The sequence below is a fragment of the Bacillus sp. FSL K6-2839 genome (assembly GCF_038003365.1).
Classification (GTDB): Bacteria; Bacillota; Bacilli; order Bacillales; family Bacillaceae; genus Bacillus.
The window spans coordinates 1,655,582-1,677,656 of the sequence record NZ_JBBOOZ010000001.1 but is presented as its reverse complement, the minus strand read 5'-3'; the positions used below and the strand labels follow the sequence as shown (position 1 = coordinate 1,677,656).

Genomic DNA, 22,075 nt, shown 5'->3' with positions numbered 1-22,075 from the left:
TTATAATAAAAAAAGAAGCCCTTATTGGCTTCCAAACATTTTTTGCAAACTATTGGATTCTTCATTAGATAAATGATGATCCTCAGTTTTATAAATATCTACATATTTACTCCAATCTCCCATTTTTGTTGTTGGGGATACAGTAGCAAATAATATAGAGGTATTATAGTTCATTATTTCTGCCATCCTATAATAGGATAAATAGAGCTGATAGATAGTCATGTTGCCAATGTATTCGTAATCATAACCATTAAAAGCAGCTACGCAACTTACGATATCCTTTAACTCCGACTGGGAGTCAGACTTTAGCATTTTACTGATATCATTAAACTCTTGAATTTCTTCATTCTCACTTATTGTTTCTTCTGATAGACAGTGCATATCCATAATAATCAATCTAATCTTATTGAAATTTTCTGCATTTATTTTTGTGAGAGATTCTTGATTTTCAACAATTTTTGTCAAAATCGCATGATAACTATTGCTGAAGTCAGGTAGGATATTGTTGACGATGTTGAAAAGAGAGCTCCTATTCAAATCAAATATCAATTGATCTAATTCACCATTGATATTATGCTTTTTATAATGCCTTAAAATTTCTTTTTTTGACATTTTAATAGCATTCAAATGAATGGCATATTCAGGGTAGTCTTTTAAGCGTATGAAATTTAATTTCCCAATTTCAGTATCAACTGCACGACCAAGAAAATAAAATTGTTTTAAACCCTCTTTGTCAATCATTTAGAAGCTCCAAACGTGAAAATTAGCTTGTATCCAAGATGACCATCAGGGGGATTAGGAATAAGCAATCTCTTGTATGTAATCATTGAACCGAAGCCAGTGATGTTCTTATCGAATAAAAGATTGCATAACCTGTCAGATATCTTTGTGTTCCTGAATTCATTTTCCTCAAAAGTGTCTATGTGTGTGTAAACATCGATCATAATATCTTGGCTTAGGAGTTTGTAGCTTTCATTTGGGCTTTTGGGAATACCAGAGCCTAAATATATACACACTCTGCAAATTGGCTTAGAGTCAAGATCATCAGTTTTAGGCGCACGTTTAAATAAATTAGAATAGATAGGTGGGAGAGTAATACCACTTTCCTCATCGACAGCAGGTTCATAATAGTTATCCAAACTTTGGACATCAGGAAGATCAGGTGAAAGGGGATCATCTTTATAATAGAGGAGGCGATTAACATCTCTGTCATTCAGTATCTCTCTAAAAATATCCGTTATATGTTGTACCATCATGCTCATTTGCTATCACTAACTTTCTTCTTTGCGATGAGTTTAATGGTACCCACACCATCAATTACTTTTGAATAATCAATATCGTGGACAATATACTCTTCTGAATAAAATTGCGTTTTTAACCCAATTTTCAATTGAGTATTAGTTGAGTAGGGGAGAGTGATGTGCGCTTGGCCATCGGGGAGATTGATCGGTTGATCAGATCCATTAACTGAAGTAGTTCTCTCGAATATACAAGGAACTTCAATTATTTCACCAGGAACAAGTTTCTTAATTGGCTTTCCAGTGATTTCATTGATTTTACCCGTATCAACCTGTTTATCACCTGAAGATAGTTTAATTGAGTTGTTGCACAGTCGCATTTCTGCTTTTTTGTAAATCTTATTGTCATTGGGTTGTGTTACAATCAACCATTTGCCGACATCCCATTCAACAACACTACCCAATTTAATCTCATCAGGTTTAGCTAATATGTATCTAAACAATCCATCATTTGATTTAGATTGAATCAAACATTTCACGGAAATACCGTCAACAAAAACATCTTCACCTTGAAATCCTTCTAGTCCACGTTCGAAAATACTCTGTCCATCAAAAGAAATCTTCTGATTAGGATTAAATTTATGATAATTTTTAAAGTTCCTCATCATGATCACCACAAACAATAGAATTTTCCAAACGTACGATATCACCACTTACTGATAAAATAATTTCTCTAATTTCAGACAAAGAGGGATCAGCAATCAGTTTTTTATCTAGAAATTCTTCCAGTTTGTATAGCACTGAATTATTTTTCTTACTTAGTCTAGTAAGGTGTTCGTTAATTGGTACGCAGATAGAATACAATTGATCGTTTACATATAATCTCATACGAAATCTACCTCCGTATTAAAAATTATTTTGTCAATTGTTCTTTGCTGCTCATTCACCTGGGATTCCAGTGCTTTAATTTGAGCTGAAAGATGAGTTGCCCCAATGTCTTTGGAGAAGGGTTGCCATATACTCGAATAAGAGGTTAATTCATTTTTCAAAAACACTAAACGAATGTAGTTTCCCAAGATAAGCAGATCATCTTCATTTAGAAGACGATCTACAGTCTCTGTATCATTGTCACACTTAATTCGATTATCTCTAAACCGATTATTGAAGAGAAGGGAGGCATTCTTAATTTGAGAGTAAATACCTTCGTCGTCAGAAGGGAGGTTTATGTCAGAGGTTTTGCAGTTATCCAAGAAACATTGCCAAATTTGATCATATGTAGTATTCATAAATTACCACCTAATCAAAAAGAATAGAACTGTCTTCAACGCCCATCCATTCGGCCATCGCTTTTAGCTTACCGCTTGGGATTTCTTCGCTGAATTCAGAAGCAACATCAATTACAAATTGCTTTTCTGCATCTACAGTGATTTCAGCTAATTTTTTCTTGAGTTGAGGTATAGTGCTAGACTTGATCAGAGTTTCAATTTCTTCTTTGGTATGAGTGTTATTAACATAAGTCTCAACATCATTAATAGAGTCTTGAATTTCTTTTGATTCCTCATTTTCCTCAATCAAAACCAATTCACCTTTATCAAAACATACGCTACTCATAGCTAACCAATCCACTAGCTCTCTTGGAACTTCTTTGACATCGACTTTTCCATTTTTACTTCCTGCCCAATTATACTGTTTGAGAGCGCCATCACCTGTATAACCAACAAAATAAGATGTATTTCTATATCGTGCTAATTTAACTTTTTCCGCCAACTAATATTCCTCCTAAAAAATCCTTAATGTGTAAATTAAATAGATACTGCTGCTTGTTCTTCGATAATACCAATAGCTTCACCAAACAATAGAACGATTGAAGCAGATTGAGTAATTTTCATTTTGACTCTTTCATCCTCAATATCTTGCTCTGTCATTTGTTTCAAACCGCCATACTCAACTACAGAGAAAGGTTTTTGTGAAACGCCTCCAGCAAACATATAGCCTTTATTTACAGGTAGCTCGACCTTTGAATTAGTCTCATCAGTGAATGGATTGATTAAGTTTACTGCAGTAGTTCTTCCGATAGTGGTAGGGTTTAAAGCTGTAAGAAGTTCCTCTTTAATCTTGTCAGATAAAAGGTTTACGTACTTCGGATCAGTTCCTTGTTGAGACGCAAAGTAATCAATCAATAGTGAGTCAGCGATGAACACTGGGCGACCACCATATCGCTGAAGGACAGAAGCTACTTCACTGTATTTTTGCAGAGTTAGATTAGATCCAGTTTGAACATTCTTTGCAGGGATCTTACCAGAACCAACAGCTGCTGCAGTCAATTCATGAATTTTGTCTAGATACAGCCTAACTTTTGCATCTGCAATATCGTTTACGAGATTATTGAAAGCGACAATTGAATCTGTTACAAGATCAAGAGGTTCGTAATAGAATCCAGCTGACATTGTTTCTGGAACGGCAGTGATCGATTCACGGCCTTCAACACGAACCAAGTCTACGCCTGATCCTGATGCTGACCAAACGACTTTAGCTTTAGTTTTCTTAGGGATTTTAAGCTGTTTTAAATTGCCTGGTTTCTCTTGTGAAGTATCAGCGAACAGCTTTAGCAACTCAGTTACTTTAGGTTTTGCAATTGCATCAGCTTGTTCCACAATCAAATTGTTGAATTGATGCAATAAAGAAGGATCAGGAGTAACCGTACCATCACCAAAAACTTTTTTAATACAATCTTTAATATCCGATTCATCCTTTTGCTCCATTTGGTTGTTTAGAACACGGCTGAATAGGCCTTTAATTTTTACGTTATCAAACATTAAAATGCTCCTTTTATTGAGAAATTTTTGTGTGTAATTACTTAAGCTTCAATTACTTCAAGTCGAACAAGTTTTTGACCCATAGTATAACTAAGGTCATCTTCACCATTAACTACTAGAAATTTAGCTGAAGAGCCATCATAGTCTTCATGCGGTGCAGCAGCATCACTTAGAATGTAGCTATCTGATGCAATGTCAAAATGAGCTACTTGTCCACGTTTCACTTCAGTCTGTCCAGTGTTAAGCGTGAATGCTGAAACATCAAATCGAGTATAAGCAGGTTCTAGAATAACAATTCTTGCAAGCTCACCTTCACCATTGTAAAAGTCTCTTAGTGACTCACCCATGTAACGTGTTTCTGGGGTTGCAATCAGATATGCCTTTTTCGTCTTATCAGACAATTTTTTCGCAATACGTTCTCCATCCGAATTGAATCCTAATTCCACCAATGTGAAATTATCAATATCAGAACCGGATACTTTAGCGCCATGCGCCACCGTTTTAATGTTCAATGAATTTAAATTGCCAGTAGTATGTTTACCTACTTCAGTAATAGCTTTTTGTAATTTAGTAGCCATTTAATTTTGCCTCCAATTATTTAATATAATATCTTGCTTCAAATGAATCGTCTTCTGGGATTAACTCTTTACGAATACTGGATTGTTCTCGGAGAGGGGGAATCTCAGTAGGGGAGATATTAGTAGAAACTAAATCAACCAGAATAGAATTCAGTTGTAATAAAGCTTTATCCGAATTATCATCCTGTTTCGCAATTTCTGATAGAAGTTTTTGAACTTCGTCAGTTTCGAATTTATCCGATGCATTCAACGCATTAAATTTAGCTTTGAAATGCTCACTTTTTTCGTTTAAACGAGCTTCGAATTGAACTTTTTCATACTGTTCTTTAAAAGGAGTTAGATCTTCAACCATTTGATTAAGTTTAATTAGCTTGTCACTTGCGTCATTATATTTTGTCTCTAATTCTTCTTTTGCAGAGAGTTGAGCGCTTAAATCATCAAGTAATTTAACTTTCTCATTAAGTTGATTCACAACTTCTTTAGAGGTTACCTCTTCCCAATCTCGCTTGAGAAACACTTCTTGCTTAGATTCAAATTGAATCTCAACGCTGTCACTATCTTTTGTGTAGCTGTATTTATAATAAGTGTTAGTTTTTTCGGTGTAATCTTCAATGTGTGCTACGAAATAATCATCATAAACATCACAAATATATGAATAAACATTCTCACCTAATTGTGGATCTAGTTTTGAGTATAATAGTGATCTAATATCCTCATCGGATAACTCAAATACTTTCTTGAAACTCACATTTTCACCTTCCTTTTCATTAATAACGGCTTGTGCTACCAACTTTTCAAATTTGTTCTTTTCATTGAAACTTAATAGTTTGCTTGAATCATACGCAGGCAGGACGACATCTTGATCTCCACGCTTTTCAGAGTTCAAAATAGCATGGCCTTCCAAATAAACAGGTGATTCAAGGTATTCAACACCGTCTTTAAATGTGTAATTTGAATACAATAACTCGCAACTTGTATTAATATTTATTCCTCTAGAGTTCCATTCTAAAAGTAGATCACAAGCATCTTTAAAACGTGATCTCCATAGAATGGCATCAGCAGCAAGAACTTCAGTCTTTTCTCCATTAGAGCCCAATATTTCCATGATATAGCCCTTGCTTGTGAAAACACCGATTGCTGCGGTATCCATCTTCACCTCTAAATCACCGTGTTTATCAGTGCTTAAATATACCTCATGAGACCCGAATGAATCAGTTGCTGTTCCAGTGGAATCAACCTCATTGTATTTTGCTACAATTGGCTTATTGATAATAGTAGTAGCTGTTTCAAGAGCCACTTCTTTTGAAATTACTGTATTATTATGAGACTTTTCAAAATCAAAAATGACAAATGTACAAGATAACTTGGATGGATCATCGCCTGCTTTAATTTCATTCAATTGAAGTTTATAATCAATTTTCTTTTGTTTGTCTTTCAAGTATTTTCACCTCCTTCCAAAGACAAAAAGGGGAGAGCTATGGAGTGTTATTCCCGTCTGATGATTTTGTTTTTAAAGTGTTTTCATTAGTCGAAGTGTCATCAGAAATATTTCCTGGATCGTTACCTGAGAATGTATATGATGTTTGGTATGGCTTGATTTTATCTTGTAGTTGCAATGTTTCGGTTTCGTGAAGTGTTTGATCTAAATATGATTCCCACGACACTCCAGGGATATTGTCAACTACATGTTTAATAGACCAACCTTTGTCGTTTAATTTCAACAATAGGTCAACTTTCTCTTTTAGAGTTAATGGTTTCTCTTTGTCATATACAATATAGTAATTATCCCTTTGATTCTTTGGCAGAATTAAATTAAACAATTTCTGATACACTTCTTGTTCAATATCTTCTAAAAGAACTCCGATTCTTTTATAAAAGGTATCTAAATTCAATGAAGATGTTGCATAGTTACCGCCTTCGCCATTTAACATAGACCCAGAAAGACCATATGCAGATTGAATATCGTTGTTAATATGATCGAATTTCTTGCCATCCAACCCGTCAGTTTTAACGTCAGGAAAATCTAAGCTTGCATAATCAGGTATGGAAACGACAGTTACACCATCTGTTTGATTTTTCTCTAAAGCTTGTTTTACTCCTGAGTGGATTTTTTGTTTGATAGGTTTAGGAAGTTTTTGGTTGCTGTATTCTCCATTATTTTTATCAGTACCAATTGTCAATACCGCAACCGCATTAATGATTTTATTCGCAATGGATTGTTCAACATCTTTAAGTTTTTTCTTATGGAGAACATCATAGAGACCAGGAGCAACCCAAGATGTACCTAAACCCTGATTTCTCTTAAGAGTTCCAGTTCTAAGACAGAATGTTCTATTTTGAGGAAGCTCTATATATTTATATTGAACGGTATCTTTTTTGAAGTTTTGATAATCTTGATATGTAATATAGGGGTGGAAATTTGAAATGAGATCTTTGCGATGGGCATCATTATCAGAGATATTGTCAAAAAAACTCATATCCAAGGTACATACCCATTCACCATTTCTACGGTAAGACGGCTGCACATATTTCAATCCATCGAAGATGAAGGGGTAGGGGGATTTTTTATCACCTAACCAAATTCCAATTAAAGTACCCGCAGCTGCAGTTTGTTTCATCAAATCTCTAGTTAATCGCTTGTGCTTATTCTTATGCAAAACTTTTTTTATTGTTTTGACATGGCTTTCTGAAGCATCGGGATTTTCGAAGGAATCTATTTTAAAATTTAATGTAGGTAGAGCTTCAATAAGTTCGAAAAGCTGATGAATTTCAGCAGTGGAAACATAAAAATAGTTGGCTAAATCTTCGATTTCTTCTTGGTGCTCATCAGGTGAAGAGAAATAGCTTTTTAACTGCTCTGCGGTTACGTCATTTATAATTCCTTTTGAAAACAAGTTTGAAACAAAACCAGTAGCAAAAGTAGATGCGTACGTTTCCAGATCATTCAACATTTGCTTATGTTGCTCAGATTCAATATCAACTTGCTTAATTTTTTTTGCCACTTTTTCACCTCAATTCTTTTAGAAATATACTAAATCATCATCTTCATCATATTCCTCAAGATCTTCTTTTTCTAAAAATAAGAATATATAGTACAATGCATAAGCTAATGCCGAATATCTATCCTTATCAATTTTTCTTTGGACTTGCTCAACTGTAATTGAAGTAGTAGTCTTCTTAAGCTTCAAATTTGAAACTTCGTCAACTAAAAATTGCGTGTGAATCGAAGCGTGTTCCTCTTGAGTTGCGGTTTGATTTGAGGATGTCTTGCTTTTGACAGAATCATATACTTTCAAAAGCTTTAATTTGCCAGTTTCAACATAATCAATGAATGTTCTAATAATGTCGCCATTGATTCCTTGTGCTGTTAAATCGTAAATTATTTTTGGAGCTGATGTAACATCTGGTTGTTGAGCTGTATTAATTGTATCAAAACATCCTAGTTCTTCATTAGTTTCAGGATCAGTTACATCTTCTAATAATCTATCAATTAAACCTTTACCAATTACGTTTCCATCAACCACTATAGCTTTAACTCTAGACTTTTGTATATCTAGACTTCCTCCATATTTATAAAACATTTGTTTAACAATTATACTTTGTTCCTTAAAGCTTAATCCGTTTGGCGGCTCTACAATATTGACCAATTGTATTTGCCTAATGACTCCATTTTCATTTCGAATTATTTTCAAAACAACTATTGCAGTTTTATTGTTGCTCTGTGAATTGCTGCGTGCTACGTCAACACCAAAAATATATTCGTTTAATTGAAAATTACCTTTTTTGTCTTTTGGACACTCGATTTCAGCTTTTTTAAGGGTTCTAATTTTTAAAAGTTTCGATATATTGATCAATGCGCCGTCTGTGGCACCGACCCATTTAGACTCATAGTTCATAGCGAATGATGTAGCTGAAGTGGTAGGGTCTTTTTTCTTTGCGAGAATCTGTGTTTTTGTCTCTCCACGACCAAAATAACAAGGCAATTCCCAACTAGCACCAAGTACAATTTTTCCTTTTAAATCAGCCATCTCATCAAGCATATTAAGAATTCTGTTAAATTCGTCTGATCCTCTATAACCTGAAGTTGTTAAGTAGTTAATCATCCCGTTAAGCTCATATGGGTTCACTGTCGCCAGTTTCCCTATTGTACGTCTAGGAACATTCACAACAGGCTCTAATACGTCTTTAAAAAGTTCGTTGTTCAGTAGAGCTGATTCTTCGACATTTAATCGTCTTCTTCGCTGACCTTTTGTGGATTGAGCATTAGCCAAAACGGAGTATGTTCCTCCAGAAGAAAAATTGACTTCTACACTATCTTTGGTGAAAGAGGGCTTTCCAGATAATTCATTTTTTATTAAAGGAAACCACTTTATGATTTCGTTATGTTTTTCTTCACTTATAGATGCGGCATTTTCTCTAGTTTGAGCAGACATGGCGATGGTGATATCAGGGAACCAAATGCAGGTATGATAGATCGACATAAGCTCAAGCATTGTTTTACCGAATCCACGAGGGAACACACCGTATGTACTAACAAAACGACTCATACATCTTAAGAAAACCCTTTGATCTAAATCTAAACGCATTCCACCTTTTTCAGGTTTAATAAGATCAAACCAAAGGTCAGGAAACCAGCGTGCCCATTGAACAAACTCTATCCACTTATCTAAATTTCTTTCAAAAGAATCAGCTTTATGTTGATTTACTTTTACTGATGTATTGAAAGCTGGATCCGTATCAATTCGAGAACTAGGTTTTTGATATTTAAAATTGGAGCTTTGAAAATTTTTATATGATGCCATATTATTCAACCTCTGTCATAGAGGGATCGTTATCCAACTCTTGTTTCTCATAATCATTTTTTCGGTCTTCATAAAATTGATAAATATCTTTGTAATCAGCTTCGGGCAATCCTTTTAAATCACGAACGTAATTCAGATAGCACCACAGCACTACATCAGGCTTATCTTTAGGCTGAGAAATAAACTTAGGGAGAACAGGGACAATGTCAACTTTTTCCTCTACCATTCTAGCTAACTGCCCAAAACCATCTAACCCTTGTGATAAGTCGGCTTTGCTCATCTGAGAAGGTTTTAATTTCCCAGCCTCTGCAGTGTCTTTGGCCATCGCAGCCCAATCTTTAGCTTGTTTGAAATCACCTTTAGCTTTTGCTAATGTCTCATAGACTTTGTTGACACAATATTCCCGTAAACACTCTTCATGCATTGTTGTGATTAATTGGAAAGATGGTTTCAATTGAAGGAATTTCTTTTCAAATAGAAAATAATCATCATCGGGATACCCATACCCATATGTTTCTTTTAACTTATCCAAATCTTCAGAGCTGCTCTTCCTATCTATAGTATCCTTTTCTGAACTTCCATCAGGAGTATCATTAAAAATAGAATCTTTCCATCCTGTCCCGTTGAACTGTTTCAATGAGTTGGCCATTGTGATATAAGCACTGAATGTGTCGGATTTTCTTTGGATTGCCTGTTCCCAATACATTGGATCATATTTCACATCCATTTGTTGCAGTATGTTAAAAATAGTGTCTACATTGGAGTAATCAATAGACTTTTTCAAGCAAATTTTACAAATAGGGAACTTGCCAACCTTTTCATATAGCTTGTTCTTAGTATTATAAAATCCATTGACTTTATCTTTTTCTTTTAAGCAATCCATACACTTCAAATACTCTTTTCCGTTTTTGACTACCAAATGCAGCACCTCCAATTAAAAATAAAAACACATTTTACGAAACGCCCAGGTATACTAGACGCTCTAAAAATGTGTTTGAAATATTTTTGAAATAAAATTAAAGTTTTAAACTAAATCGACCGTACCATGGCCATTTAAGCGCTTAATGTTTTCACCTAGGCGTTTTAAATCAACAGGCACATATAATTGGTTCTTGAGACCAACAATATCTTTATAAGTATTAGAAAGTGCGAAGTGAGCTTTGTAGTCTTTCTTCTCCAATGAATTCGCTAAAGCGATTTGTAGATCATTTTCGATTTTTTTCAGCTTTTCTGTGGACTGCTTAAAAAAATCTGAATGATCCTTTCTCTGATCGACAGTCAGTGAAGAACTCAATACAGAAACTAACTCTCTAGCTGTTTTAACCAAGGTTTTAATTTCTGTGTATGGCAGTCGCTTTTCATTAGACTTTCTCTCAATTTCAATAAATGTATCTATGGTGCTTTTCTTAGCGAAATCAATAGTTTTCATATTTTTCTCCTTTGTAGCGATTGGTCGCAACCCTATAGGTAATGATTAATTAAGTATGTAATCGTACTGAATCGTTCTTCCTTTGCCAGATTCGAAGATCGAAAGATTAGCACCAGCTTTTGCACCAGTCATCAAACTGTCACTATACTCATCTGATCCCATCACAGAAGGGAGTTGGATCACTTGTACGTTATGACCAGCTGCTTCACCAACAGTCAGCATATTCCCATGATGGAAATGCGAAATATACATATAGTCATAGAATTTTCTTTTCAGCTGTGAAAGATCACGTATAGCATTCTTCTTATTCTTAATCTGATGACCATGACAAGCAACAAACTCAAACTCTAGTAAATTGAAATCAACAATGCCATCATCATAAAGCGGTACTTCAATTCGATCGTTTTCTTGTAGCATGTCATGAATGTATGTTGCAATAATGCGCTCAACATCTTCTTTAGGCATTTCACCACGGCTTGTCCCATGTAGTCTCAGTTCTGTGTGGTTAGCAGAGGGGATATGTATGTATTTAATCTTCACATATTTAGATAGCTCTTTTAGCCACTCAACTTTGTAACGTGAATATTTAATTACTTGATCCATAAAGCCATATTGCAAAGGCGTTAATTGAGAAACACGCAAAGCCATACCTTCAACACTATCAGCACCATTTAAGACCACGAGTTCATTTAAGGACTCTTTTTGAATACATTCAACCGTGTCACTTAATAGCTGAGCCATTCTTTCAAGGTAGATTTGTTCGTTGTATTCATTATTCAAACTTTTGAATTCTTTACCAAAGTGCTCGTCTCCAAAACCTAAGATCGCAGCTCTTTGTTTGTGGTTGGGTTGTAATACTTTGAAAGAGGGGAGAGGGAGAGAAGGTTGATTCTCAATAGCAGCAGTAACATGTTCGTACATTAATTCATTTCTGCCTTTGATTCTCGTTTTTTTGTGGATTTCATTCTTCATAGCTTGAAGCTTTTTCCGTTCTTCCATCACTTCAATTTTCTTCAGTTCAAGTTCAACAATTGCTCCGTTTTCTTCAGCGACAACTTCTTTTTGATAGTCACGACCTTCATTGAAGTTAGTAAACCATTTTCTATAAGCCGATTCACCTTTTTTGTCACCAGTTTCCTTGTTAATCACTTCAGCGACTTCATTCCAGTTACTAAGACCATATTCCTTATAGTTTTCGCAAATCCGAAGTTTCCACTGCTTTAAATTTTCATCAGAGTGACGTTTCAATTTAATTGGATCAACCATTAATTCACCAACCTTTACTCATTATCTTTAACAGGCAATTCATTTTCTTCTTTAATTGTGAAGCTCACCTGTTTTCCGTTGAAGCCAGCCAAAATTTCCTTGAAGTCATATACAAACTCTGCTTCTTTTGTTTGTTCAGTCACTTCCATAACATCCATATCGAAAAATCCTTTTAAATTAACCTGATTAGTCTTTTTACTAGCCATTGTATGACCTCCAAATAATATGTAATTTTCATTTTAAACCGAATAAATTCCTTCGGATGCCCAATGCCGACACATTGGAACACCCGAAAAAGGAGAGAAGAAGGGGATAAAAAAGAAAAGTCGGAAGGGTGTTGGGGAAACACCCGAAGGAATTTACTAATTAAAACAACCTCTTTACATAGGAAAGAGGCATGTTCAAACTTATTAAATTAACAAAAAGGGGATGCGTACGAGGATTTGCACCTCGTATAACCGTATAGACTAGGAACGTCTGCTCTATTTAACGGCTCAGTATTGACTTGGAATCATTTAAATTCCACCTAGATTGTGCGTTTACCTATTCCGCCACCACATCGCCAATTTGAAAAACCTCATGGACAGGAGCACACACAGTACTCTTACTAAAATTTAGCCAATCCACAAGTCAGACAGTCACAATATCTTGTGCTGTAGAAATACCAAGTGTAGACATTAGTGTAATTGTTGCTTCGAGTGAAAGTTTTGATTAGTGAACAGTTAGTAGAAAGGCAAGACCCATAATAATTCCTTTCTTGAGACAAACCCTGTCTTACTTGTCAGGTCACACACCTTATCTACATACATAGCGTGTAGATCGCCAGTCTCTTATTCTGCATGGTTTTTCTTTACCTTGTGTGAGAAGGTACATGCTTGGGAGAATATAGTTTAAAAGAAGATCGGACGCATCCAATCACCTTAAGTGAAGGCCGAAGCTCAACACCGCAATTAGTTTTAATTGTCGAGCAAAATGCCTCCTATAATAAGCCCCTGCTAGGATACAGTCTCATTTGAGCGTGAAGACTTATTGGCATTAGTAGCCCGATAATATTCATTTGGTATAAGTTGAAGAGGGGGAGTCCAAACCTATATAAATGAATATTATCCGACTCAGGAGTAGCCATCTCCTAAAATCTGAGCCAGACCTATCTTATGAAAGGGAGTGAGACAGTTTGGAGAACAAAATTGTACAGGGTGGTCAACCCACTAATGACTATTATTCTATTAATAATCATTAGTCAGCCACGAATACCCACATATTCGTGAAAGACCTTTAATATTGCAGAAGCATGTTATTTATTGATTTGAATAAAATTAACCTTTTACAGCATCTTTAAGTGCTTTTGCAGCTTTAAACTTCGGTGCTTTAGTTTCAGGAATATCGATTTCTTCACCTGTTGAAGGGTTTCGGCCTTTGCGAGCTGCACGAGTTGTTGATTCAAAACCACCAAAACCTGCGATCTTAACTTGTCCACCTTCTTTTAACACAGATGTGATTTCATCTAAAGTCGTATCAATTACCGAAAGTACTTCTTTCTTAGCAAATCCTGTCTTCTCAACCACTGCTGAGACTAATTCTGTTTTATTCATTCTTATTCCTCCTGATTATATGTGTAATTTGTATTTTAAAAAATGGGGAGGGGAGATATACTAACCTTTTTAATTTGGATATTTGCTTTTTACCTCCCTTATGACGATTATCTCCAAAAGTGGTCTAAACCCTTGTGGTTGTAGGGCTGAAGCCACTTTTTATTAGTGTTATTTTTGCACAAAAACGCTGTATCCCTTGTGGCTCTAAGGCTCAAGCCACTTCCTAAACCGTCATTTTTGTTCTGGATGTATATGATTTCTGTCTTTTTCTATGTTTTTCTTTTTCAATTGCGACTGAACACTTTGAACAAAAACTAGAGTTGTTTGAGGTAGGCTTATACATTTGTCCACACTTTACGCAACCTTTGAAAGTTTTTAAATTCCTTTTTAGATTATTTAGTATGGTCTCACCAAAACATTCCCACAACGTTGCTTTATACCTGCTTTTCTTTTTGTATAGATGTTTCACAAGAACATCCACAACATACTGTTCATCGCTATTTATTTCAAGTAGCTTTTCTCTAATGAGCTTATAAACGTACAATTTCTGATTCGGCTTAGTTTCTTCATTATTAGTAAGCCATTTTTTATTGCGATCAAGCTTTATGTATTCACTAACCAATTCTTCATCTTCTTTAATACGTTTGTTTTTTAATAAGAAGTTATAATCGAAATGTCCAGCAACGGCCTTGAAATTAATCCTATCAGTTGGAATGATTTCTTCTAGTTTATTTACTGTACTTTCATTAATAGACTGTACAGAAGAGATATCCTTATCTTTAGCATGAACAAAGAAGAAAGGCACTTTGTCTTTTATGTAATTTTTAATTTGTTTGTCAACATTGTCTGGTCTTGTAGGCATAAACAAGGTTTTTGCATAGTCAATAGCGAAGTTATTTTCAGCGCATAGCCATTTGATAACATTAATATTAACTGAAGAACTGTTCCAGATCTTCGTTATATTGTTACTATACTCGCCAATATTAACTGCATAGGCATTTGTCAAAGATTCATAAATATTTTCACTATTAATCATCTGTTTGTTTGCAACACCCATTTCATAATAAAGGGGGACGATGTCAGCAACATGCTTCTTTGCAATATTAACAAAGAATGTATCTGATATGATCAGCGCTTTATCTCCGTCATTGTCAAACTGGAGCAATTTTGAGATTGGATCATGAACACTTGTATAAACTCCTTTAGTGATAAACCAGTCATCTAAAAGCTCATTTCTAACATTCTTTCTAATACCATGCTCACGATAAAGATGAGGGGAGCGAAGTACATCAATTTCTCCTTCATCATAAAGCGCACAGTAAACATTGCTACCATCCAACAAACCATTTGGATGTTCAATTCCCAGAAAAAGTTTTTCACAAAAAGCGTATAAATCAGGGCAGAGATATGTGTACTTGGAGTTTTCAATTTGCAGCTTGCCTGATTTTGCGTCTTTTACAAGACTCTTTTTCTTATTCTTAATGGTTTCTTTGACATGATCATCATTCAATAGTTGAGGATAGAGAAGTAATGCATTTTGCAAAGGCGATCTGAATTTTCGATTCTCAGTAGCCCCCATAATTTTTAACATAATATCTTTATCATTACCAATAGCCTTTATTTCCTCAACAGTTTTGTTACTAATAGACTTGAGCTCATCATGAGTAATATCAGTAAGGGTTTGAAGCATTTGGTATGTAAGTTTCCCCTCAACTGAAGGATCTTCTTCATTTAATTTTGCACCTAGACAACCGTACAGAACAAACTTTTCTTGATATTCGCTCCAGGACTTATAATATTTCCACATCTTAAATTGTGATTTAGTGAAAATAATCTGGATATCATCTTTCTTAATATCCCATACCTTACCGTATATGTCTGTAATTTGTGTTTTGTTATGTGTTTCTGCAAAACGATGAAAGTCGAAGGGCACTAACAGTCCTTTAACCCACGGCAGTCTGACCATAAAGCTTTTACTACTGAGCTTAGGTGATATAATTCCACAACCATCAGTATGTTCAATAGGAATGTTCATTGTCTTTCTAGTAATCTCATATGTATTTCTATCAATGTAATCAACTTCACTCATTACATTAGTCTCTAAGTCATCAACAACAACAGTTTTACTGATATCAATATCCCAATGGCCGCTGGCACTATTCGATAAAGCAAGGTAAGCATTCCATTTATTGATGTTCATCCCACCATTAGAATTGATATCTTCAAGACTGAGGCCGCATGTTAAAGCATTTTCAAATTTATCGTATGTAGACTTCTTAATAAAACAAGCTTTTTTCGTTCGTATTTGCCCAGCTGAACTCGTAAAGTAAACATAAAGTTCATTATTATGTACAAAACCTTTATCAAGAATACTCTTGAACACCTGGAAATGGTATACCTGAACCACAATTACATCATCAGAGAAATTGTTTTCTTTTATACCTAGAGTTCGAGTCATAACTGAATCAAACATAGCGATCTTTTTATTGTCAGTTAATGTATCGGCTCTAAGCATTCGTACACTTTCATGTTCACTGAAGGCTTGATTTAACTCCTGTTTTAATTTAGCGATTCTGTTTTTTATGTATTTCTTATTTTTTTTGGTATCCCCATTATGTGTTTTAAGCAAATCTCTATATCTATAAGACTTTAAAATCTTTCTATGTAATAAATTTTCCCGATCATTATAAAAACTCGAAGTATCAAGACTATAAATAAACACTTGTTTGCTTAAATCATTTGTTTTTCTCCCCAAAAGCGCTCTCCTCTATTTGTTATTTTGTCTTTCAATATGTAATGCTAATCTTTTAAATAGGGTAGAAGACTCGTCCATTTTGCCAAACCATTTGAAGTCTTCATAAAATGTGTTCTCTTCTTGAGAAGCAATACCATTAACAATCCGATACTCAAGAAGTTCAATAATGTCCTGCTTGTTACATGATCCCAATAAATCACCTCATTTCAATTTGCTATAAGGTGATTGTATATGTAATTTGTATTTTAGTCAATATAAAATAAATGTAATTTGTATTTTAATAAGAGAGACTGATTACTCAGTCTTCAATAATTGAGAAGAGATCGTGTATTTCGCATTCCAACGTTTTGCATAATGCTAAAGCGTAAGGAAGTGATGGGGGATTAGAACAGAAACCTTCATCGTTATTATTACACCAAATAGAAATTCTACTGGAGTTAGTGCCTATTTGGTCAGCCAGCCACTTCTGTTTAATACCTTTAGAGTTTAGGTAGTCCTTTAATTTGCTTCTAACCTTATATTTCATAATATCACCCAATGAGAATTTTATATTATGTGTTGTCTTTATTCAAATGTTCAATTAAATTCATTTAAATAGATAAAAAAAGTTGTCTATATAGATGATTTTTGTTACTCTATCAGTGGAGGTGCAGTATGGCGTATGGCATATTTTGATGAAGTCGTTGCTCGATTAAATATTGATGATGTATCACTGTTAACATTGCTGCAAGAATGTGGAGCGAACAGGCTAATAAAAGGAATGACAAAAGAAGACTTCAAGATCGAATCAGTTAAGCTAGACACTCAATTTTCAGAAGCGACTATAAGATCAGCTTTAAGTAAATTAGAGGCACTGCTGCTTATTGAAAGAGACTCGTCAAGTAAGCACCATAAATTCATAATTACTTCATATGGAATTATGGCCTTAGAATATCATTTGGAAGGGGAAATGATTTAATGTACGGATTTGTTGGAATTGGTCAATGTGGTGGGAGCATTGCAGATGAAGCAATGAAAAGAGGATATTTCAGTATTGCTGTCAATTACTCTAGCTCAGATTTAAATAGTTTAGAAGTTGTTGAAGACAAACTAAAGCTAGTTGGATCCGAAGGAGTAGGCAAGGATAGGGAAGCAGCTATCAATTACTTTAAAAATAACTGGGAATCATCTGTTGAATTTATTAAAGAAGCAATGGAAAAGCCATCGATTCAAGTAGTGTTCGTAGTCTTTTCAACTGCAGGAGGTACAGGATCAGGGATTGCTCCAACTCTAATTGAGTTATTAGTCGAATACTTAGACAATAAAACCGTTGTTGCTGTTCCTGTATTACCTGATCAAAGTGAAGTTATTCTGAACCAATTAAACACAGTTGAGTGCCTTCAAGAGCTGTCAGAAAAGCAATTGAATATAATTCCACTAGACAATCTTAAAGTGGCTCAAAAAGGCATTAAATCATTCTCAGAGCCAATCTTATATCAAAAGGTAAACAAACAATTTATTGATATGCTTGAAGAGGTTGAAGGGTATACAAACCTTCCATCTAGCTACAGTACATTAGACAAGAAGGACTTAAATCAAATTTTCAATACTCCAGGTGTGACAGTGATATCAAAAATGGATTTATCTGATTATAACAAAGGAAAATTCGCAAACACTCTTCATGATGATATTAAACAGTCATGGCAGCAATCGATTTATAGTGCAGATACTTTTGATTCATTAATTAAAGTTGGAGTTATTATAGACGGCAATGCAGATTTAACCGGTCAAATTAGTTTCAAGAGACTTTTCAGTGAGGGAGAACCATTAGATTTATTTAGAGGGTATTATGATACTGGTAAGAATCAAGTGATTTCAATATTGAGTGGATTAGCTTGGATTAACGACAGAATGAAGCAACTAGACGACCTGATTGAATCAAGAAAGGTTGAACCAATTAAAGAAGAGATATATGTTCCAAAATTTAATTCAAAGTCAGCATTTTTAAAGCAGCAGACTAACACTAACAAGGGTGATAAAGAAGTAAGCAAGGGAAGTTTCTTAGATAAACTAAAATCATTAAAGAAATAAATAGGATGAGATGGTCAATTGACTGTCTCATTTTTTTGTTATCGTAAATTTTTGAGGACGAGATCGTAAAATTGCTCAAAAAGAGAAAATACACAGTAATATCAATAGGTTTGACGTTAATTTGATGATTGCGAATGGTGAGTGATCGTAAAGTCGTTGTGGGAGTAGGGAAAAGTGGTCAAATTTGATTGAAATTGAGAAAAATGGGTGAGTAGGGGAAGGGAGAAACGTTGATATATAAGCCGTTTACGATAGCAAGTACGATAGAAAATAGGCTAAAATCGATAAAATTTAAAGGGTGTGGAAATGGAAGTGCTATGGGCACATTTGTTCTTTGTTTTAGCATTTTGGATGTTAATATACCCCCTCCATATGGTAATAGATGGTTGTGAATACGTCTTATAATTATAGTTATAATGCAGATTCCTTTGTGAGTCTGCTTTTTTATTTGCAACTGTCTTAATGCACAATTAATTAGAAAAATCAATACTTTATTGGACTAAATTTTAAAATTTTTAAAAAAATGATGTAATTTTTAAAGTTTGTTCCATTCTGCGGAACTCTTCGTATGAATAACAGGGGGCAGGAAATCGAAGAGTTATTATTTAATATTTTATTATTAGGATTATCTATTCTCACACTATATACTTGACCATTATCTCATTACTTAAACTAACTAACCTAATCACTTTATGCGCATCCACCTTAATACATTCTAATCCTCACATCATTCACACATCACTAAATCAATCCTAAGCACACTCACATCCTCACACAGACGTTTAAATCTAATCCGCAACCAATTTATCTAATCATATACAACACACCACACAAACGATTATAAGCACAAAAATAAATATGAATAAATTCAATTAATAAACAACAAATTACATACATTATCAAGATTATATGTTATAATATAAGTATGGAAAGGAGGTGCAAAAGTGCTTGAAAAGGTGACTATAATAATGGCTTTACTTATCAGTCTTACTACAGTCCTAATCAACATGCTTGTGATTGTTGAGAAGATTGTCAGTATCACTAAAAGTATAAGCCAAAAGAAAAAGCGTACACGTAAGCGACCTAGGTCAAGGACACGCAAACGAATACGCCATTAAACACCATTAGACATTGGGAGATACTTCTCCCTTTGTCATCTATATTATAGCACCTTGTAGCACTTTGTAAACATATATGAAACATAATCCATTGTACTATTCACTAATAACTTTTAGTATCTCATTCATTGTATTCTGGCTTATCAAAGGGTTATTCAGCAGCAGCACACAATCCATTATTACTTGGACATATGCTATTGCTACATTGATCATTATAATCACTTGGTTGTCTTACTATGTATTTAAAGGTTTTAAACGGTGAGCGTTAGCTCAGCTCGCCATACATAAAAATTTTGAATAGGGGAGAACGAATGACAAAAATTAAAATTATTGATTCGATTATGGGCAGCGGTAAAACGAGTCTAATGATTGATCACATAAATGAAGCATCTTTAGATAAGCATTTCATTTTCATCACTCCATACCTGGATGAAGTATCAAGAATTAAGAAGTCATGCAGTAACAGAAAATTTCATGAGCCTAAGGTGCACACAGAAAAGGGTGAAGTATTATATAAGATTGATTCATTTCATAAGTTGCTGTCAGAAAACAAGGATATAGTTGCAACTCACGCATTATTTAGTATGTCTGATCAAACAACGAAAGATTTGATTTACTCAGGCAATTATACTTTGGTACTTGATGAAGCAATGGAAGTGATTAAGAAATTTAATATTTCTAAAGATGATTTAGATATGTTATTTAAAAACAACTGGATCATTAACAACAACGGAAAGATATTGTGGAACTCTGAGAATGAAGAAAAATTGAATAGGGAATACAAAGGGGAGTTTCAGACATTAAAGAAGCTGGCCAAAAGTGATAATCTAATCTATCACAATGAGTCTGTTTTGTTCTGGGAATTTCCTAGCGATGTCTTTGCTAAGTTTAACGAAGTGTACGTGTTAACATATTTGTTTAACGCTCAGATACAGAAATATTACTTTGACTTACACAACATTGATTACGAATTATTATCTGTTATAAAAGAAAATAAAAACTATAAATTAATTAAACATAATGAAGCCCTAGATGAAAAGGTTAAGGCTGCTTTGAAGAATAAGATAAACATTTATGAAGGAGATCTGAACAAGGTAGGTGACGACTATTACGCATTGTCTAAAAATTGGTTTGAAAGTAGATCAGTGTTACATAAGAGGTTAAAAAACAACATCTTAAACTATTACCAAAATATCATAAAGTCTAAATCAAATGAGAACCTATGGACAACCTTTAAATCTCATAAAGGGAAGTTGAGCGGTAAAGGATACACTAAGGGATTTTTAGCGTGTAATATTAAAGCGACTAATGAATACAGTCATAAGAAATCATTAGTTTATTCAATCAACAGATTTGTTAATCCAGCTATTAATGATTTCTTTAAGCAGAATAACATAAATATAGATCAAGACGTTTACGCCTTATCAGAGATGATTCAATGGATATGGAGATCAGCGATAAGGAATAACAAATCAATCAACATTTACATCCCATCATTTAGAATGAGACGTCTATTAATCGAGTGGTTAGAAAATGACCTATGAAAACAAAAGCAATAAATCATTAAAAAAACTCAACAGCCGCAACGGTTTTGAGCCATCTCTCGTAAAAGAAAAGAAGTTAAAATTATAAATAATATATAGACTAAAAATAAGACCTTGGGGTGCTGACTTTTGGTCACTTCAACAAGTTGAATTGCCCTTTCGTCCTACACCACCCCAAACCCCTCATAGGACGTAATAAAATACTTAATAAAAATACAAATAACATATAATTTATATTGACTAAAATACAAATTACATATATAATAAAGATATACCAAACAGGACAGGGGATGTTTTAAATGATCAACGTTAAAGAAATGGTAATGCAAATTGTAGAAACTGTAGACGCACCGAACAAAGAATTTATCATGGAAGACAGAAGAATTGAGAGAGAAATCGAGTCAGCTAAAAGATTTGCAGAAGAAGGCGACCAGAAAATCGTCAATCACATTATGAAAGACATTAAAAAGAAAGTATCAGAGTTCGACGGAAAATATATTGTGCCTAGCAATGCTAAAGAAGGTCAGGGCGTTACAATGCACCTTTACAGCGATGCACATGCAGGTACAGTGGTCAAGGTAACAAAGTCTACTGTAACTGTTCAACGAGACAAAGCTACAATTGACACTAACTTTAGACCTGAGACTACACCAGGAGGGTTTGCAGGTCATGCATCTAACAACGATGAACAAACTTATACATACGAGAGAGACGAGCAAGGCGAAACTATTGTGTTCAGATGGAGCAAAAAGCACAAATGCTACATTCACACACCATCAGGACGTAAGCTAACAAAGGGACGCAGAGAGTTCTACGATTACAACTTTTAAGACCTGCTTCGGTGGGTCTGCCTTATCTTTAGTACAC

General features: G+C 34.4%; 25 protein-coding genes. 6 read left to right on the top strand and 19 right to left on the bottom strand.

The genetic code is table 11. The annotated features are described in order from the left end of the window. Positions 1-21 precede the first annotated feature (21 nt). From MHH26_RS08410 to MHH26_RS08340, 15 genes are all read right to left on the bottom strand, one after another. Positions 22-741, bottom strand: coding sequence for a hypothetical protein (locus tag MHH26_RS08410; RefSeq protein WP_099682672.1), 720 nt, complete (start codon positions 739-741; stop codon positions 22-24). Further along, on the bottom strand, positions 738-1,262 hold the full coding sequence (locus MHH26_RS08405; RefSeq protein WP_340973112.1) for a hypothetical protein: 525 nt from the start codon (positions 1,260-1,262) through the stop codon (positions 738-740). Before MHH26_RS08405 ends, MHH26_RS08410 begins: the two co-directional genes overlap by 4 nt. Continuing rightward, a complete protein-coding gene (locus MHH26_RS08400; protein WP_340973809.1) occupies positions 1,259-1,915 on the bottom strand; it encodes a hypothetical protein in 657 nt (218 codons plus the stop codon). Before MHH26_RS08400 ends, MHH26_RS08405 begins: the two co-directional genes overlap by 4 nt. Then, positions 1,890-2,126 (bottom strand): hypothetical protein, encoded by a 237-nt coding sequence (locus tag MHH26_RS08395; RefSeq protein ID WP_340973111.1) that lies wholly within the window; start codon positions 2,124-2,126, stop codon positions 1,890-1,892. Before MHH26_RS08395 ends, MHH26_RS08400 begins: the two co-directional genes overlap by 26 nt. Beyond that, a complete protein-coding gene (locus tag MHH26_RS08390) occupies positions 2,123-2,524 on the bottom strand; it encodes a hypothetical protein (RefSeq protein WP_144626326.1) in 402 nt (133 codons plus the stop codon). Before MHH26_RS08390 ends, MHH26_RS08395 begins: the two co-directional genes overlap by 4 nt. Positions 2,525-2,534: 10 nt before the next feature. Continuing rightward, positions 2,535-3,005, bottom strand: coding sequence for a hypothetical protein (locus MHH26_RS08385; RefSeq protein WP_340973109.1), 471 nt, complete (start codon positions 3,003-3,005; stop codon positions 2,535-2,537). 35 nt (positions 3,006-3,040) lie between these two features. After that, complete coding sequence (locus tag MHH26_RS08380) at positions 3,041-4,054, bottom strand: hypothetical protein (RefSeq protein ID WP_144534008.1); 1,014 nt, start codon at positions 4,052-4,054, stop codon at positions 3,041-3,043. A 41-nt stretch (positions 4,055-4,095) separates the two neighbouring features. Further along, positions 4,096-4,632 (bottom strand): hypothetical protein, encoded by a 537-nt coding sequence (locus MHH26_RS08375; protein ID WP_340973107.1) that lies wholly within the window; start codon positions 4,630-4,632, stop codon positions 4,096-4,098. 16 nt (positions 4,633-4,648) lie between these two features. After that, positions 4,649-6,070 carry a hypothetical protein gene (locus tag MHH26_RS08370; protein WP_340973105.1) on the bottom strand — a complete coding sequence of 474 codons (1,422 nt, stop codon included), beginning with the start codon at positions 6,068-6,070 and terminating at the stop codon, positions 4,649-4,651. 37 nt (positions 6,071-6,107) lie between these two features. Further along, positions 6,108-7,583, bottom strand: coding sequence for a hypothetical protein (locus MHH26_RS08365; RefSeq protein WP_340973808.1), 1,476 nt, complete (start codon positions 7,581-7,583; stop codon positions 6,108-6,110). Between the two features lie 69 nt (positions 7,584-7,652). After that, positions 7,653-9,434, bottom strand: coding sequence for a hypothetical protein (locus MHH26_RS08360; RefSeq protein ID WP_340973103.1), 1,782 nt, complete (start codon positions 9,432-9,434; stop codon positions 7,653-7,655). 1 nt (position 9,435) lies between these two features. Further along, complete coding sequence (locus MHH26_RS08355; RefSeq protein ID WP_340973101.1) at positions 9,436-10,353, bottom strand: hypothetical protein; 918 nt, start codon at positions 10,351-10,353, stop codon at positions 9,436-9,438. 105 nt (positions 10,354-10,458) lie between these two features. Next, on the bottom strand, positions 10,459-10,863 hold the full coding sequence (locus MHH26_RS08350; protein ID WP_340973099.1) for a hypothetical protein: 405 nt from the start codon (positions 10,861-10,863) through the stop codon (positions 10,459-10,461). A 45-nt stretch (positions 10,864-10,908) separates the two neighbouring features. Beyond that, positions 10,909-12,129, bottom strand: coding sequence for a hypothetical protein (locus MHH26_RS08345; protein ID WP_340973097.1), 1,221 nt, complete (start codon positions 12,127-12,129; stop codon positions 10,909-10,911). A gap of 14 nt (positions 12,130-12,143) precedes the next feature. Beyond that, positions 12,144-12,335 carry a YonK family protein gene (locus tag MHH26_RS08340; protein WP_254966027.1) on the bottom strand — a complete coding sequence of 64 codons (192 nt, stop codon included), beginning with the start codon at positions 12,333-12,335 and terminating at the stop codon, positions 12,144-12,146. Positions 12,336-13,004: 669 nt separating this feature from the next. Between MHH26_RS08340 and MHH26_RS08335 the strand changes: the two genes are divergently transcribed. Then, complete coding sequence (locus tag MHH26_RS08335; RefSeq protein ID WP_340973092.1) at positions 13,005-13,145, top strand: hypothetical protein; 141 nt, start codon at positions 13,005-13,007, stop codon at positions 13,143-13,145. 300 nt (positions 13,146-13,445) lie between these two features. Here MHH26_RS08335 and MHH26_RS08330 read toward each other — a convergent pair whose 3' ends face one another. The 4 genes from MHH26_RS08330 to MHH26_RS19245 form a co-directional block, all read right to left on the bottom strand. After that, a complete protein-coding gene (locus tag MHH26_RS08330; protein ID WP_309217670.1) occupies positions 13,446-13,721 on the bottom strand; it encodes an HU family DNA-binding protein in 276 nt (91 codons plus the stop codon). A gap of 223 nt (positions 13,722-13,944) precedes the next feature. Then, positions 13,945-16,476, bottom strand: coding sequence for a hypothetical protein (locus MHH26_RS08325; protein ID WP_340973089.1), 2,532 nt, complete (start codon positions 16,474-16,476; stop codon positions 13,945-13,947). A 12-nt stretch (positions 16,477-16,488) separates the two neighbouring features. Continuing rightward, positions 16,489-16,668: a hypothetical protein gene (locus MHH26_RS08320; protein ID WP_024428208.1), complete on the bottom strand. Its 180-nt coding sequence runs from the start codon at positions 16,666-16,668 to the stop codon at positions 16,489-16,491. Positions 16,669-16,774: 106 nt separating this feature from the next. Next, positions 16,775-17,002, bottom strand: coding sequence for a helix-turn-helix transcriptional regulator (locus MHH26_RS19245; protein ID WP_106037401.1), 228 nt, complete (start codon positions 17,000-17,002; stop codon positions 16,775-16,777). A gap of 135 nt (positions 17,003-17,137) precedes the next feature. Here MHH26_RS19245 and MHH26_RS08315 point away from each other — a divergent pair, with 135 nt between their 5' ends. The 5 genes from MHH26_RS08315 (at position 17,138) to MHH26_RS08300 (ending at position 22,038) form a co-directional block, all read left to right on the top strand. Further along, positions 17,138-17,434, top strand: coding sequence for a hypothetical protein (locus MHH26_RS08315; RefSeq protein WP_340973084.1), 297 nt, complete (start codon positions 17,138-17,140; stop codon positions 17,432-17,434). Continuing rightward, a complete protein-coding gene (locus tag MHH26_RS08310) occupies positions 17,434-18,546 on the top strand; it encodes a tubulin-like doman-containing protein (protein WP_340973082.1) in 1,113 nt (370 codons plus the stop codon). The genes MHH26_RS08315 and MHH26_RS08310 overlap by 1 nt, the downstream gene beginning before the upstream one ends. 944 nt (positions 18,547-19,490) lie before the next feature. Continuing rightward, positions 19,491-19,664, top strand: a complete 174-nt coding sequence (gene yonT / locus MHH26_RS19240; protein WP_445661632.1) for a type I TA system toxin YonT — start codon at positions 19,491-19,493, stop codon at positions 19,662-19,664. 311 nt (positions 19,665-19,975) lie between these two features. Beyond that, the gene (locus MHH26_RS08305) at positions 19,976-21,208 is read left to right on the top strand and encodes a hypothetical protein (RefSeq protein WP_340973080.1); all 1,233 of its coding nucleotides are present in this window, start codon (positions 19,976-19,978) and stop codon (positions 21,206-21,208) included. 299 nt (positions 21,209-21,507) lie between these two features. Beyond that, positions 21,508-22,038, top strand: a complete 531-nt coding sequence (locus tag MHH26_RS08300) for a hypothetical protein (RefSeq protein ID WP_340973078.1) — start codon at positions 21,508-21,510, stop codon at positions 22,036-22,038. Positions 22,039-22,075: the final 37 nt, after the last annotated feature.